Below are 14,520 nucleotides of genomic sequence, written 5' to 3' on the forward strand. Positions count from 1 at the left end.
GGCGGCCGGACTGCTCATCACGTATATGAAAACCATTGTCATCAGGTGAACGGTATCTCGAAGTGCACTACACCGTTGCCCCCGCCGGGCACTTCCTCCCGTTCGTCGCACAGCACCTTGCCCAGCGCCTTCCACAGGCCCAGCGCGCCGGGGGAGTGGGGGTAGGTGTGCAGGTATGCGGACCGGTATCCGCCGTCGGCCCGGGCGAACTCCAGCAGGCCGTCGACCAGTTGCCGGGCCAGTCCGCGCCGCCGGTGCTCGGGGCGTACGTACACCCGCCGCAGCTGCGCCGTCTCGCCCGAGGGGAACCGCTCGGCCAGCCAGCGGGGGTTCGGCGGGTGCGCCGGACCGCGCGCGTCCAGGGCCGCGGTGGCCGCCACCGTCCCGTCCCGCTCGTCCATGGCGACCAGGAGGGTGTGCCGGGGCGGCGTGACGTAGAACGGCACCGGATCGATGATGTCGGCGTGCCAGCGCGGCACGTAACCCGTGCCGAAGTCGCGGTACACGGCGTCGAGCATCACCGCCCGGGCCCCGTCGATGTCGCCCGCTCCGGCTTCCCTGATGCTGTACTCACGCATTTGCGCATCATATGCAAGAGGAATTCCGGAGTCAGTCGGGGGCCGCCGGTGTGATGTGGCTCAGTACGCACAGCCAGCGGCCCTGCCGCCGCACGAAAACGTCCGTCGTCCACTCGTCGGCGTCGTGGCGCTGGCCCTGGTGGTGGGCCGTGTTCGTCACCCTCCCGGTCACCACGGCGGTGTCACCGTAGACGCGGACCCTCGGGTCGGTGATGAGGTCCATCGCCGAGTGGGTGAGCGCACCGGACTCCACGAGGGAGAGGAACCTCTCCTTCGGGTCGATCCCCGAATCGGAGACGATGACCCACTCGTCCGCCATGAAGCCCGCGATCCGCGCGGGGTCGTTGGAGACGATCGCCTCGGCCCAGCCCTTCGCCAGACGGGCGACCTGAAGGGCGTCTGCGGATGCGGACTCTTCGCTCATGGCACGACCGTAGGGGTCGAAACGGTGCTGCGGGGTGTCCGGTTCAGCTGACGGACGGGGTGAGCACCACGAAGTCCGCGCCGGCCGGGTCGAGACAGACGGCGAGGCGGCCGACGCCCTCCGCGTCCTCCGGGCCCATCTGCACGCTGCCGCCGTTCCCGGTGACCTCGGCCACCGCGGCGTCGCAGTCGTCGACGGCGAAGACCGGGTGCCAGTACGGCCGCCCACCCGTGAGGTTCAGATCCTCCCTGCGGAGGTGCATGAGCCCGCCGTGCATCCGGTCCTCGGAGAGTCCGGACGGGGTGATCAGGGTGTACGTGCCGGCGCCGCCCGGCAGTGGCATGTCGCTGAACTGCCAGCCGAAGAGGGTGCCGTAGAACTCCCGCGCACCCGCGGCGTCGCTGGTGTACAGCTCGGTCCACGCCAGGGAGCCCGGCTGGTCGACCAGCTCCAGGCCCTTGTTCGTGCCGGGCTGCCAGACGGCGAACTGGCCGCCCAGCGGGTCGCTGTACTGCGCCATCCGGCCCCAGTCGTCGAGGTCCATCGGTGCGACCCGCACGGTGCCGCCCGCCTGCTGCACGGCCCGCGTCGTGGCGTCCGCGTCGGTGACGCTGTAGTAGAGCATCCAGGCCGGACGCGCGCCTTCCTCGGTGAGCTTGCCGAGCCCGGCGACGACCTTGCCGTCCTTCCTGAACATTCCGCCCTCGAAATCGTCGCTCTCGCCCATGGGCTCGTAGTCCCACCCGAGGACGGCGCCGTAGAAGGCGGCGGCGGCCCGGACGTCCAGAGCGCCCAGGTCGAGCCAGCAGGGGGAACCGGGGACGTACTCGGTCGTGATCATGGCGCTGCTTCCCTTCGGCGGGTCCTGTGTGCTCAGCGTGACACCGAGCACCGGTCATCGCCCGTCGGCCGCTGTCCGTTCGGGGGACCCCCGCGCGGATGCCGGGGGCCTCAGTGGACGGACAGTCCGCCGTCGACGAAGAGGGACTGTCCGGTGACGTAGGCGGACGCCGCGCTCGCCAGGAAGACCGCCGCGCCCGCGAAGTCCCCGGCGAGACCGTTGCGCCCGACCATCGTGCGGGCGGCGAGGGCGGCCACCTTCTCCGGGTCCGACGACAGCCGCGCGTTGAGCGGTGTCATGACGAAGCCCGGCACGAGGACGTTGCAGGTGACGCCGCGCGGCGACCACGCCTCGGCCTGAGAGCGCGCCAGGGCCTCCAGGGCGCCCTTGGAGGCGCCGTAGGCCCCGCTCTGGACGAACGCGCGATGCGCCTGCTGCGAGCTGATGTGGATGATCCGCCCGTACCCGCGCTCCGCCATGCCGGGGCCGAAGCGCTGCCCCAGCAGGAACGGCGCCTCCAGGTTGACGGCCATCGTGGCGTCCCAGACGTCCTCGCCGAGCTCGTCCATCGGCGGACGCAGGTTGATCCCGGCGCTGTTGACGAGGATGTCCGGCTCCCCGAAGGCCTCGATCGCCCGCTCCGCGGCCGTCCGCACGCCGTCGCGGGTGCTCAGGTCCGCGCCGACCCACGTGGCGCGGCAGCCCTCGGCCGTCAGCTCCTCGACCGTGGCCGTCAGCCAGGCCTCGCCGCGGGCCACGGCCACCACGCTCGCCCCGGCACGCGCGAGTGCGCCGGTGATGGCGCGCCCGATACCGGAACTGCCACCCGTGACGACCGCGACCCGGCCCTCCAGGGAGAACAGCTCGGAAAGGTAGGCCTGAGTCGCAGGTGACGCCGGAGTCGGCTCTGCCGATGGAGTGGACTGTGTCGTCATGGCGACCACTCTAGGTCGCGTAGATACCCCCTGGGGGTATACAGTCGGGGTCATGGACCACACCGCTCACGAACCTGAGAAGCAGGCGCACGGGACCGCGTCCTGGGGGACCGCCGTGAAGGCGACGCTGCACTGCCTGACCGGATGTCTGATCGGCGAGATCATCGGCATGGCCATCGGCACGTCGCTGGGCTGGGCCGACGTGCCCACCATGGTCCTGGCGATCGGGCTCGCGTTCCTCTTCGGCTACTCGTTCACCCTGTCCGCCGTCCTGCGGTCCGGCATCGGCCTCAAGGCCGCGATCAGGATCGCGCTGGCCGCGGACACGGTCTCGATCGCCGTGATGGAACTCGTGGACAACGCGATCATCGCCCTCACCCCGGGCGCTATGGACGCCCATCTGTCCGACGGCCTCTTCTGGTCCGCGCTCCTGGGCGGCTTCGCGGTCGCCTTCCTGGTGACGACCCCGGTCAACAAATGGATGATCGGCCGCGGCAGGGGGCACGCCGTGGTCCACGCCCACCACTGACGCGCTGTCGCCCCCGTGACGCTTCAGCCCGCAGGTCGTGGAACGCAGTCGCCTCCGCATCGCCGTCGAGCACGCGCCACACACCGGCGCCCCGGCCGTCGATCAGCAGAGTGGTCCACTGCAGTGGCCTGGATCACATGGCCGGGATTGAGTGCCCGGCCGGGGAGCTGTCCGTACTCATGGGTGTCGGGGCGAGGCCGGATGCGAGGATGAGGCGCCATGACAGCCGGGTGGTGTGCTCGCGCGATACGGGCCGCGGTGTTCGCGGCCGTCTGTGTCGTGCTCGCCGCCCTGGGGCACGTCATGATGTCCGGCGACCACGTGCCCCCGTCGACGCTGCTGGCCGGCTGGGTCGTGACGGGCGCCGCCGGCTGGTGCCTTGCCGGCCGGGAGCGCGGACTGCGCCTGGTCGTCGGTGTCGCCGTGGCCGTCCAGACGGCTCTGCACTCGGCGTTCTCCCTCGGTCCGCCGGCGCCTTCCGCGCCCGGGAACCCCTCCATGGACATGCCGTCCATGAGCCACGGCATGGGATCCATGAGCCACGACATGAGTGCGGGCGCCATCGGGGCCGCGTCCCCGCACTCCGGGCACGTCCCCGGTGGTGACTCTTCCCTCGGCATGCTCGCCGCCCACCTCCTGGCCGCGCTGCTGTGCGGACTGTGGCTGGGCCACGGAGAGCGGGCCGTCTTCCGGCTGCTGCGTGCCGTGGGCAGCCGGCTCGCCGCGCCACTGCGGCTGCTGTTCGCCCGGCCCGCACCGCCGCCCCCGCCCGTGCGCCGGCGGCGACGGCCGTCGAACAACTCGCCCCGCCGCCTCCTCCTCGTGCACGCGATCACCACCCGGGGACCACCCGCGGGGGCCGCTGCCGCCTGACGGCAGCCGGTACCGGCCGGGGCAGCCCCGCGCGCCCCGGCAGCGGCCGTACCTCCGTGCCTGCGCGCACCCCGTGGGACCTCACACCTCCCGACGCGCGGTACGGGCACGCCCGCGCCCCCGCTCACCGGACCGCGCCCACGCGCGCACGCACGACCTCACGGCCTGCCTGCTCGCGTCCCAGCGGTCCCGGATCCCCGAAGGACATCAGGTGATCACTCCTGCCCTGCCCCTCTCGCACGAGAGGTCGGCGTCGGCCGACGCGTCGATAACCGCCTGGGCGCTGGCCGCCCGCGGCGGCGACTCCGCGGCCGTCGACCACTTCGTGCGCGCCCTGCACCGTGACGTCATCCGGTACGTCGCCCATCTGTGCGCCGACCCGCAGGCGGTGGACGATCTGGCGCAGGACACGTTCCTGCGGGCGCTCGGCAGTCTGCACCGGTTCGAGGGACGTTCCTCGGCGCGGACCTGGCTGCTGGCGATCGCCCGGCGCGCGGTGGCCGACAGCATCCGGTACACCGCCGTACGCCCCCGGCCGGCCGACCTGCCGGACTGGGAGCCGGCGGCCGAACTCGCCCAGCCGCGCGGCCTGCCCGGCTTCGATGACGGCGTGGCACTGCTGGAGCTGCTGGCCGGACTGCCGCACGAGCGCCGCGAGGCGTTCGTCCTCACGCAGCTGCTCGGCCTGCCCTACGCGGAGGCCGCCGTACGGAGCAACTGCCCGGTCGGCACGGTCCGTTCCCGCGTGGCCCGCGCGCGGGCCACGCTCCTCGCCCTGCTCGCCGCGGCGGAGGAACCGGACCCCGCTCTCGCCGCGGCCTGACCCCTCCGGATCGGCGGTGCCCACCGGCTCTGCCCGACGGGCACCGCCGGCGACGGTCGCGCTCGACTCTCACTTCACCAGCCGCACCCACCGACGGAAGGCGGCGACCCGGGAGTCGGCGGGCTGGGTCAGGCCGGGGTGACCTCCACCGGCAGCCTCTTGATGCCGTTGACGAAGTTGGAGCGCACGCGCGGCACGTCGCCGGTCAGGCGGATGTCCGCCAGGCGCGGGATCAGTTCCTCGAACATGATGCGGATCTCGGTGCGGGCGAGCAGGTTGCCCAGGCACAGGTGCGGGCTGCCCTTGCCGAAGGTGACGTGGTCGTTGTCGCGGCGCGCGACGTCGAAGTCGTAGGGGTTGCCGAAGACGTCCTCGTCGCGGTTGCCGGAGGCGAACCACATCACCACCTTGTCGCCCTCCTTCACCCGCTTGCCGCCCAGCTCGACATCGCGCGTCGCGGTGCGGCGGAAGTGGTAGACGGGGGAGGCCCAGCGCAGGAACTCCTCGACCGCGACCGGGATCAGCGACGGGTCCTCCTGGAGGCGGGCCAGTTGCCCGGGATGCTGGAGGAGAGCCAGCATCGAGTGGGAGATGGTGTGCCGGGTCGTCTCGTTGCCGGCGACGACCAGCAGCAGGAAGTAGTTGTCGAAGTCCTGCGGGGAGAGCGGCACTCCGTCCCGGGGCGTGGTGTTGACCAGCCGGGAGATCAGGTCCGTGCCGTCGCCGCCGCGCCGCTGCCGGGCCAGTTCACGGCCGTACTCGAAGACCTCCAGCGAGGCGGGGGAGCGGAAGGGCAGATCGCGGTACTGCTCGCTCTCCTCGCTGTGCAGCAGGACGTCCGCGTAGTCGGGGTCGGTGTGGCCGATGATGCGGTTGCCCCAGTCGATGAGCTTCCGGTTGTCCTCCGGCGGCACGTCCAGCAGCCGGGCGAGCACGTTGATGGGGAAGTCCGCCGAGACGTCCTCGACGAAGTCGAAGCGGCCCTTGGCGAGGGCGGCGTCGAGGGTCCTCGCGGTCAGCCCGCGCAGGAAGTCCGTGTACCCGCTGATCACGTTCGCGCCGAACTGCCGCTGGATGACGCTGCGCAGCGCCCGGTGTCGGACCCCGTCCAGTTCCAGGATCGAGGCGCGCTTCTTGATCTGGTCGTCGTCGACCTCCTCCAGGTTGACGAACCTCGTCGACGTGAAGGTCTCCGCGTCGCGGTCCACCCGGACGATGTCCTCGTGCCGGGTCACCGCCCAGAAGCCGGAGTTGGGCGCCTCCTCGGGCTGCCAGTGGACCGGGTCCTCATGGCGCAGGGTGTGGAACATCCGCCAGGGCGTCACGCCGTCGGTGAAACGGTCCAGGTCGGTGAGGTCCACGTCGGCCAGGGGCAGTGGCTCGCGTACGGCGGCGGTGGGGGTCTCGGTCGTCATCGGCATGCTCCTCGGCGTCACAGGTGGTAGGCGTACTCGGTGAACTCCCAGTCCGTGACGTGCCGGTGGAAGCGTTCGACCTCGTCGCGCTTGTAGGAGAGGAAGGACGTGGTGAAGCCCTTGCCGAGCAGGCCGGTCAGGGCGGTGTCCGCCTCCAGCGCGTCCAGCGCGGCGGAGAGGGTCTGTGGGAGGGCGGCCGAGCGGGCGGTGTCGTAGCCGTAGCCCTCCAGTGGGGCGGGCGGCTCCTCACCGGCCAGCACGCCCAGCAGCGCGGCGGCGGCCGTCCCGGCGATCGCCAGGTAGGGGTTGGCGCTCGCGTCGCCGAGGCGCAGTTCGAGCCGGGCGCCGGTGCCGCGCTCGGGCGGGATGCGCACCATGGCGCTGCGGTTGTCCAGGCCCCAGTCGATCAGCCAGGGCGCGAGGGTGTCCGGGCCGAAGCGTTTGTACGAGTTGACCGTGGGGTTGAGCAGGGCGGCCAGGGCGGGCGCGTGTGCGAGGACGCCGGCGACGGCGTGCCGGGCGGTGGCGGACAGGCCGTACGGGCCCGACGGGTCGTCGAAGGTGTTGCGGCCCTCCTCGTCGTCGCCGGACAGGTGGAGGTGGAAGCCGGAGCCGCCGGCGTCGTTGAAGGGCTTGGCCATGAAGGTGGCCAGGCGGCCCTCCTTCCGCGCCAGTTCCTTGATCGCGGCTTTGAAGCGGAAGGAGCGGTCGGCGGCCGACACGGCGTCCGAGTGGGACAGGTTGATCTCGATCTGGCCGCCGTCGAACTCGTGGTTGCCGCTGATCGCCCCGACCCGCAGATCACGCACGTGGCGCAGGGTGCGCAGCAGGTGGTTGTCCGGGTCGGCGCGCAGGCCGGCGGTGTAGACGACCCCGGGGTCCGGTGCGTAGCGGCGCCAGCCGCCGGACGGGTCCGGGTCGCACAGGAAGTACTCCAGCTCGGGCCCGACCACCGGCCGCAGTCCATGTTCGGCGCACCGGGCGAGGACGGAGCGCAGCAGATCACGGGGCGACTCGGGGGCGGGCGCGCCGGTCGCCGGGTCGACGACCTCGCCCAGACAGGCGGCCACCCCCGGCTCCCAGGGCAACGGGACCAGCGTGCCGAGATCCGGCCGGACGCAGATGTCCGGCAGCCCCGCGTCCAGCCCGCCGCTGACCGGGACCACGTCCCCCTGCGGGCTGGTGTGGTAGACGGCGCGGCAGAACGCCAGGCCGTGCTCACAGGCGCGGGGCAGCTCTTCGAGCAGCACGTCACGCGCCCGGTCGGTACCGATCAGGTCGGGATAGGTCACCCGGACCACGTCGATGCCGTCGGCGGCGAGCCGGTCCATGTGGCGGCGGACTTCTTCGGAAGCGTGAGCGCTCACCGTTGTCTCCTCGGGCGGACGTCGGGACACCTCCGGGACACGGGGCCGGGGAGGCGGGTGGCGTGAGAGCGAGCGTCCGGGCGCGGCGGAGCCAGGACCGCCCAGGGCTGTTTGACGCCAAACGGTAAGCGGGGGAGAGGGGCCCCGCAAGAGGTCTGGGCAAAGAATTTATCCATCCGGATAGCTCTTGACCGGACCTCCACCCCTGCCTACCTTGTTTGAAGCCAAACGAGTTCGGGGTGCTTCCACGCCCCGTTGGCCGGGGCCCGGCCCTTCCGGCCGGGCCCCCTCTCCCTTCCGCATCGACGCCCTCACATTCAGGAGGACCGGCCATGAAGGTCGTCGTCGACATGAACAAGTGCCAGGACCACGGCCAGTGCGTCTTCTCGGCACCCGACGTCTTCCGCATGGACGACGACGGCCGCCTCGCCTACCTCCCCGACCCCGACGACGCCCTGCGCGACGAGGTCGAGGAGGCCGCGGACGTCTGCCCGCTGCAAGCCATCCGGATCGAGGACTGACATGAGCGGGCGCATCGTCGTCGCCGGCGCCTCCCTCGGCGGACTGCGAGCCGCCGAGCAGCTGCGCGCCGCGGGCTGGACCGGCGGCATCACCGTGATCGGCGACGAGCCGCACCCGCCGTACAACCGGCCCCCGCTGTCCAAGGAGGTCCTCGCGGGCAAGGCGGCCTTCGCCTCGCTGGCCTTCACCCCGAAGGCGTCCACGAGAGACGTCCAGTGGCGCCTGGGTACGAGGATCGTCTCCGCCCGGCTCGCCCGGCGGACCGTCGAACTCGACGACGGCTCGGTGCTCCCCTACGACGGTCTGGTCGTCGCCACCGGGATGCGGTCCCGCCGGCTGGGTTGCCCCGGGCCGGTCGCCGGTCGCCACACGGTCCGGACCATCGACGACGCCCAGGTGCTGCGCGCCGGGCTGACCCGGCCCGGCGTACGGGTCGTCGTGGTCGGCGCCGGGTTCATCGGCTGCGAGGTCGCCGCCACGGCCGTCGGGCTCGGGGCCGCCGAGGTGACCGTGATCGATCCGCTGCCCCTGCCGATGGCCGGGCCACTCGGGGAGCTGCTCGCGCGGGAACTGCGCGCGCGGCACGAGAGGCGCGGGGTCCGCTTCGTGCTCGGGGCGGGCGTGGCCGGGTTCGAGGGCGGCGACCGTGTCACCGGCGTCGTGCTGAGTGACGGGTCGGTGCTGCCCGCCGACGTGGTGGTGGAGTCCGTGGGATCGGTCGCCAACACCGAGTGGCTCGACGGCAACGGACTCGACCTGAGCGACGGCGTGCTCACCGACGGACACCTGCGCGTCGGAGGCCGGCCCGAGGTCGTCGCGGTGGGTGATGTCGCCCGCTTCCCGAACGCCCGCTACGACGGTGTGCCGCGCCGGGTCGAGCACTGGTCCGTGCCCGCCGACTCGGCCAGGCACGCGGCGAAGATACTCGTCGGCGGCGACTCCGGCCTGCCGCCCTTCGCGCCGCTGCCCACCTTCTGGAGCGACCAGCACGACGTCCGGTTGCAGTCCTTCGGGGCGCCCGGCCTGGGGCTCGGCGACGTCCGGGTGCTCGACGGCGACCTCGCGGGGGACGTGCTGGTCGGCTACCACCGCGACGGTCTGCTGGTGGGTGTCGTGGCGCTCGGCGGGCCCTCCGCGGCCCGGGCCGCCGCCCGGTACCGCGCCGAACTGCTGAAGCAGCCCGCCCTCACCTCGCAAGGAGCCCTCTCGTGACCGGTCTTCGTGGCTACTTCCATCCCAAGACGGCGACGGGCGCGTCGTCGCTGGTCCCCTCACCACCCTGGCGGTACTCCGGTGACCTGCTCACCGTCGAGTACCGGACGGACCCCGCACGCGTGCGTGAACTGCTCCCCGACCCACTGGAGCTGGCGGACGACGACCCGGGGGCCGTGGCCCTGATCTGGGCCGACTGGCAGTCGTGCTCGACGTCGGGGGAGGAGCTGCTGGACCCCGTGCGGGCGCAGTACAAGGAGGCGTTCGCGGTGGTGCGGTGCCGGTTCCGGGGGCGGACGTACTCGCGGTGCGTCCACATCTGGGTGGACAAGGACTTCGCGATCGCGCGGGGGCTGCACCAGGGGTATCCGAAGAAGCTCGGCTCCATTCACCAGACGCGGCCGCATCCCTACGGGCCCGCTCCCCGGATCGAGGCGGGGGCCCGGTTCGGGGCGACCCTGGCGTCCGTGGACCGGCGTCTCGCCCAGGCTGTGGTGACGCTGCGGGAGCCGTCCGGGAGCGGCGGGTTCGTCAACGCGCATCCCATGGCGCATCACCGGTGGCTGCCGTCGATCGAGAAGGGCAAGGGGCTCGCCCTCGATGAGCTGATCGAGTCCGGGGCCGCGTCCTTCGAGGGCGGTCGAGCGTGGGTGGGTGACGCGGAGCTGGAGCTGTTCGAGGCGCCGACGGAGGAGCTGGCGCGGCTGGAGGTACGGGAGCCGATCGCCGCGTACTACCGGCAGGTCGGGGTGGTCTGGGACGGGGGGCGGCTGCTGGAGGTGGGTACGTCCGGAGCGTCTGCCGAGTGAGGTCTGGGGGCGGGTGCGGGCTCGTTGTGGTTGATCGCGCCCACGCGGCGGAGCCGCAAATCGATACAGTCCCGCGCCCCCAGGTGCGTGCGATTCCCCTCGTTTGAACGGAACCCTTCTCATGTCTGACAACATCCGCGTCGCCGGTGTTTCCGTCGACACCCGGCACTGGATCGGCGGCGAGCGCGTCGCATCCGCCGGAACCTTCACCGATCACTCGCCCATCGACGGCAGCGCACTCGGCGAGATCGCCAGGGGCGGGCCCGCCGAGGCCGAGGCCGCTGTCGCCGCCGCACGGGACGCCTTCCCCGCCTGGGCCGCCACCCCCCGCGCCGAACGCGCCCGCATCCTGCACGCCGTCGCCGACGGCGTCGAGAAGCGGACCGAGGAACTGGCGATCGTCGAGACCACGGACAACGGCGCCCTGCTCCGTTCGCACCGGCGGGGCGTCATGCCCCGCGTCGCCCACAACTTCCGGTTCTTCGCCGACTGGTTGCTCCGTCTCGAACACGAGGACTTCGAGACGCGCGGTCACACCAACCACGTCAGCTGGGACCCGGCCGGGCCCTGTGTGCTGATCACCCCGTGGAACGCGCCCCTGATGCTGGCCACCTGGAAGGTCGCCCCCGCCCTCGCCGCCGGCGACACCGTCGTCCTCAAGCCCGCCGAGTGGTCGCCGCTGACCGCCTCCCTGCTGGCCGACATCGCCGCCGAGGCCGGACTGCCCGCCGGTGTCCTCAACGTCGTCCAGGGGTACGGCTCCGAGATCGGCGACGCCCTCACCTCCCACCCCGACGTGCGCCGCATCAGCTTCACCGGGTCGGTGCCGACGGCCAGGCGGATCGCCGCCTCGGCCGCGGCGAACCTCACGCCCCTGAGCCTCGAACTCGGCGGCAAGTCACCCCTGCTGGTCTTCGCCGACGCCGACCTGGACCTGGCCGCCGGCCTCGCCGTGGAGCAGTACGACAACGCCGGGCAGGTCTGCCTGGCGGCCACCCGGCTGCTCGTCGAGGAGAGGGTCGCCGAGGAGTTCACCCGCCGGTTCGTCGAGAAGGCCACGGCCCTGCGGCAGGGCGACCCCCGCGACGAGGCCACGGACATCGGGCCCACCGTCCATCCCCGCCAGCTGGAGAAGATCGACGGCTTTGTGCAGCGCGCGGTCGCGGCGGGGGCACGGGCCGTCGTCGGCGGTCATCGCGAGGACGGGCAGTACTACGCGCCGACCCTGCTCACCGACGTCGCCCAGGACTCGGAGATCGTGCAGGAGGAGGTCTTCGGGCCGGTGCTGACCCTGCAGACCTTCACCGGCGAGGACGAGGCCGTGCGGCTCGCCAACGACACCCGCTTCGGGCTGGCCGCCACCGTCGCGACCGGCGACCGGGAGCGGGCGGAGCGGGTCACCGCCCGGCTCGTCGCCGGCACCGTCTGGGTCAACTGCTTCTTCGTGCGCGACCTCCGGGCACCCTTCGGCGGCTCCCGGCAGTCCGGGGTCGGCCGGGAGGGCGGGACCTGGAGCTTCGACTTCTACTGCGACCTGAAGAACACCGTCACCGCCCCGGAGGGATGGGACCAGGACCATGGGTGAGATCGTCGGGGCCGGGCTGCTCGCCCACGTGCCCACCATCGTGCTGCCCGAGGCCGACCGTCTCGAGCTCAACGAGGGCAAGGAGATCACCCTCGTCACCGGGCTGCGGCAGCTGCGCACGGACGTCTTCGAGCGTGACGACTACGACACCGTCGTCGTCCTGGACTCCCACTGGGCGACCACCGTCGAGTTCGTCGTGACCGCGCAGGCGCGCAGGGCCGGGCTCTTCACCTCCGAGGAACTGCCGCGCGGCATGTGCAGGATGCCGTACGACTTTCCCGGCGATCCCCAACTCGCCCACAACGTGGCCGCGTTCGCCGACAAGCACGACACGTGGATCACGCCGGTCGACGACGAGTACCTGCCCATCTACTACGCCACCCTCAACCTCTGGAAGTACCTGGGTAAGGGACTGCCCGGCAAGCGGTGGGTCACCATCGGCGTCTGCCAGACCGGCGACATGGAGGACCACCTGCGGCTCGGGCGGGCCCTCGCCGACGGGATCGCCGCGACGCCCGGGCGCCGGGTGCTGCTCATCGCCTCCGGCGCCCTCTCGCACACCTTCTGGCCGCTGCGCGAACTGCGCGACCACGAGGCCAGCGATCCGGTGCACATCCGCACCCCCGAGGCCCGCGCGGCCGACCTCGAACGCATCGCCTGGTTCAAGGAGGGCCGCCACGACAAGGTCCTCGACACGATGGACGAGTTCTGGCGGTACAAGCCCGAGGCGAAGTTCTTCCACTACCTGATGATGGCCGGCGCCCTCGGTGAGCGGCGCTGCGCCGCCCGGGCCCGTCAGTACGGCGCGTACGAGAACTCCGTCGGCACCGGCCAGGCACACCTCTGGTTCGACCGCCCCGCCGGCGGCTGGACCGCCGGCCACATCCCCGCGCAGGAGTCCGACCATGCCTGAGTACCGCCGCATTCTCCTCGATGGCGCCGCCGTCCAGGTCACCGTCGACGGTGACGAACTCGTCGCCGGGGACGGCCGCCGCGTCACGACCGAGGACGCCCACCACCTGCCCCCGGTCGTGCCCTCCAAGGTGATCGCCGTCCACCTCAACCACCGCAGCCGGGTGGACGAGTTCCGGATCGGACTTCCCGGCACTCCGACCTACTTCCACAAGCCGACCTCGGCCCTCAACTCCCACCGGGGCGCCGTCGTCCGGCCCGAGGGCTGCAAGTGGCTCAACTACGAGGGCGAGGTGGCCATCGTCGTCGGGAAGACCGCGCGGAACATCTCGCCGGGCGAGGCGGGCGAGTACATCGCCGGGTACACCGTCGCCAACGACTACGGCCTGCACGACTTCCGCGACACCGACGCCGGGTCCATGCTCCGCGTGAAGGGCTCCGACACCCTCTGCCCGCTCGGCCCCGGACTGGTCACCGACTGGGACTTCCACGGCAAGCGGCTGCGGACGTACGTCAACGGAGAGGTGGTGCAGGACGGTTCGACCGACGAGATGACCTGGGACATGCACTACCTCGTCGCCGACATCGCCCGCACCATCACCCTGTACCCCGGGGACGTCCTCCTGTCCGGCACGCCCGCCAACTCCCGGCCCGTCCGGCCGGGCGACGTCGTGGAGGTGGAGGTGGAGGGCCTCGGACGCCTCACCAACCGCATCGTGACCGGACCGGCCGCCATCCGCACGGACGTGGGCGCCCAGCCCACGGAGTCGGAGGAGGTCCTCTCGACCGCCCTCGGCGGCGACTGGGAGTTCCGTGGCATCCGCCCCCCGCGCCGCTGACGCGCGGCCCGGCCGTCCCGTCGCCGAGCGCGACCGCCCCGGTAGGGTCACCGGCATGACCGAGCCCGCCGGGCGGCGCCCCCGCAAGCGCGTGAACTACGGCACGGGACGTGAGGCCCTGCTGGAGGCCGCCGTGCGTGTCGTGGCCCGGGGCGGGCTGCGCAGGCTCACCTACCGGGCCGTCGCGGAGGAGGCCGGCGTCACCCACGGCCTGGTCGTGCACCACTTCGGCTCACGCGACGCGCTGATCGAGGAGGCCGTGGCCCACGCCATCCGCTCCTCCCTGAGCAGCAGCGCCCTCGAACCGGGCACGGGCGAGGTCGCCGACTTCTCGGTGGGTCTGACGGACATGGTGGAGGCCGGGCCGGACCTCCAGGCGTTCCAGTACGAGCTGCTGCTGGAGGCCCGGCGCCGCCCCGAACTCCTGGCCCACCTGCGTTCGCTGTACGACGAGTACTTCGACGCGACCAGGCGTGAGCTCACCCAGATGCTGCCCGGGCCGGTCGGCCAGGGCCTGTCCCGGATGGTGTTCGCCACCCTGGAGGGACTGGTCCTGCACCAGCTGGTCTTCGGTGAGCGCGAGGTCATCGACGAGGCCCTGGACGAGCTGCGCTCGGTGCTGCGGCTGCTCGCCGAACGGCACGCCGACGAGGCCTGACCCGCACCGGTCTCCGGGCGAGGCCTGACCCGCTCCGGTCTCCGTGCTGCCGGTCGTGGCCGGGCCGACCGAGTGCCGCAGCGCTGGGCGACGTCCTCGTGTGGGCGCCCCGCCGTGTTGGAACTCCCCACCCCTCACCCCTTGCCAAACGGATAGTTCCGCCCCACCATGAGGCAACTCGTTTGGCCTGAAACGATC

16 protein-coding genes are annotated in these 14,520 nt (G+C 72.1%); 10 read left to right on the plus strand and 6 right to left on the minus strand.

Features of this window, described 5'->3' with window-relative positions; translation table 11 throughout:
• Positions 1–41 precede the first annotated feature (41 nt).
• The 4 genes from ACFY9S_RS28460 to ACFY9S_RS28475 all read right to left on the minus strand — a co-directional run bounded on the left by ACFY9S_RS28460 (position 42) and on the right by ACFY9S_RS28475 (position 2,778).
• Complete coding sequence (locus ACFY9S_RS28460) at positions 42–578, minus strand: GNAT family N-acetyltransferase (protein WP_391133532.1); 537 nt, start codon at positions 576–578, stop codon at positions 42–44.
• Positions 579–609: 31 nt separating this feature from the next.
• Positions 610–1,002 carry a DUF4440 domain-containing protein gene (locus ACFY9S_RS28465; RefSeq protein ID WP_391133535.1) on the minus strand — a complete coding sequence of 131 codons (393 nt, stop codon included), beginning with the start codon at positions 1,000–1,002 and terminating at the stop codon, positions 610–612.
• A gap of 43 nt (positions 1,003–1,045) precedes the next feature.
• Complete coding sequence (locus tag ACFY9S_RS28470) at positions 1,046–1,843, minus strand: VOC family protein (protein WP_391133538.1); 798 nt, start codon at positions 1,841–1,843, stop codon at positions 1,046–1,048.
• Between the two features lie 110 nt (positions 1,844–1,953).
• Positions 1,954–2,778, minus strand: coding sequence for an SDR family oxidoreductase (locus ACFY9S_RS28475; protein ID WP_391133541.1), 825 nt, complete (start codon positions 2,776–2,778; stop codon positions 1,954–1,956).
• Positions 2,779–2,830: 52 nt separating this feature from the next.
• Here ACFY9S_RS28475 and ACFY9S_RS28480 point away from each other — a divergent pair, with 52 nt between their 5' ends.
• The 3 genes from ACFY9S_RS28480 (at position 2,831) to ACFY9S_RS28490 (ending at position 5,003) form a co-directional block, all read left to right on the plus strand.
• On the plus strand, positions 2,831–3,307 hold the full coding sequence (locus ACFY9S_RS28480) for a DUF4396 domain-containing protein (protein ID WP_391133544.1): 477 nt from the start codon (positions 2,831–2,833) through the stop codon (positions 3,305–3,307).
• 219 nt (positions 3,308–3,526) lie between these two features.
• Complete coding sequence (locus tag ACFY9S_RS28485) at positions 3,527–4,180, plus strand: hypothetical protein (RefSeq protein ID WP_391133547.1); 654 nt, start codon at positions 3,527–3,529, stop codon at positions 4,178–4,180.
• 211 nt (positions 4,181–4,391) lie between these two features.
• A complete protein-coding gene (locus tag ACFY9S_RS28490; protein WP_391133550.1) occupies positions 4,392–5,003 on the plus strand; it encodes a sigma-70 family RNA polymerase sigma factor in 612 nt (203 codons plus the stop codon).
• Between the two features lie 128 nt (positions 5,004–5,131).
• Here the strand turns inward: ACFY9S_RS28490 and ACFY9S_RS28495 are convergent, their stop codons facing one another.
• Together ACFY9S_RS28495 and ACFY9S_RS28500 are read right to left on the minus strand one after the other, a co-directional pair.
• Positions 5,132–6,418: a cytochrome P450 gene (locus ACFY9S_RS28495; protein WP_391133552.1), complete on the minus strand. Its 1,287-nt coding sequence runs from the start codon at positions 6,416–6,418 to the stop codon at positions 5,132–5,134.
• A 17-nt stretch (positions 6,419–6,435) separates the two neighbouring features.
• Positions 6,436–7,749: a glutamine synthetase family protein gene (locus ACFY9S_RS28500; protein ID WP_391133882.1), complete on the minus strand. Its 1,314-nt coding sequence runs from the start codon at positions 7,747–7,749 to the stop codon at positions 6,436–6,438.
• 368 nt (positions 7,750–8,117) lie between these two features.
• On the opposite strand from ACFY9S_RS28500, the gene ACFY9S_RS28505 reads away from it, so the two are divergent.
• The 7 genes from ACFY9S_RS28505 (at position 8,118) to ACFY9S_RS28535 (ending at position 14,322) form a co-directional block, all read left to right on the plus strand.
• Entirely contained in the window at positions 8,118–8,306 is a 189-nt protein-coding gene (locus ACFY9S_RS28505; protein ID WP_102913108.1) for a ferredoxin, read from the plus strand.
• 1 nt (position 8,307) lies between these two features.
• Positions 8,308–9,519, plus strand: a complete 1,212-nt coding sequence (locus ACFY9S_RS28510; protein WP_391133556.1) for an FAD-dependent oxidoreductase — start codon at positions 8,308–8,310, stop codon at positions 9,517–9,519.
• Entirely contained in the window at positions 9,516–10,328 is an 813-nt protein-coding gene (locus ACFY9S_RS28515; RefSeq protein ID WP_391133559.1) for an acetoacetate decarboxylase family protein, read from the plus strand. The genes ACFY9S_RS28510 and ACFY9S_RS28515 overlap by 4 nt, the downstream gene beginning before the upstream one ends.
• Before the next feature lie 121 nt (positions 10,329–10,449).
• Positions 10,450–11,913: an aldehyde dehydrogenase family protein gene (locus ACFY9S_RS28520; protein ID WP_391133562.1), complete on the plus strand. Its 1,464-nt coding sequence runs from the start codon at positions 10,450–10,452 to the stop codon at positions 11,911–11,913.
• On the plus strand, positions 11,906–12,826 hold the full coding sequence (locus ACFY9S_RS28525; protein ID WP_391133565.1) for a 3,4-dihydroxyphenylacetate 2,3-dioxygenase: 921 nt from the start codon (positions 11,906–11,908) through the stop codon (positions 12,824–12,826). Before ACFY9S_RS28520 ends, ACFY9S_RS28525 begins: the two co-directional genes overlap by 8 nt.
• On the plus strand, positions 12,819–13,664 hold the full coding sequence (locus ACFY9S_RS28530; protein WP_391133568.1) for a fumarylacetoacetate hydrolase family protein: 846 nt from the start codon (positions 12,819–12,821) through the stop codon (positions 13,662–13,664). The genes ACFY9S_RS28525 and ACFY9S_RS28530 overlap by 8 nt, the downstream gene beginning before the upstream one ends.
• Before the next feature lie 55 nt (positions 13,665–13,719).
• On the plus strand, positions 13,720–14,322 hold the full coding sequence (locus ACFY9S_RS28535) for a TetR family transcriptional regulator (protein ID WP_391133571.1): 603 nt from the start codon (positions 13,720–13,722) through the stop codon (positions 14,320–14,322).
• The last annotated feature ends 198 nt before the right edge of the window (positions 14,323–14,520 follow it).

The organism is Streptomyces sp. NPDC012474 (assembly GCF_042955185.1).
Lineage (GTDB): Bacteria > Actinomycetota > Actinomycetes > Streptomycetales > Streptomycetaceae > Streptomyces > Streptomyces cahuitamycinicus.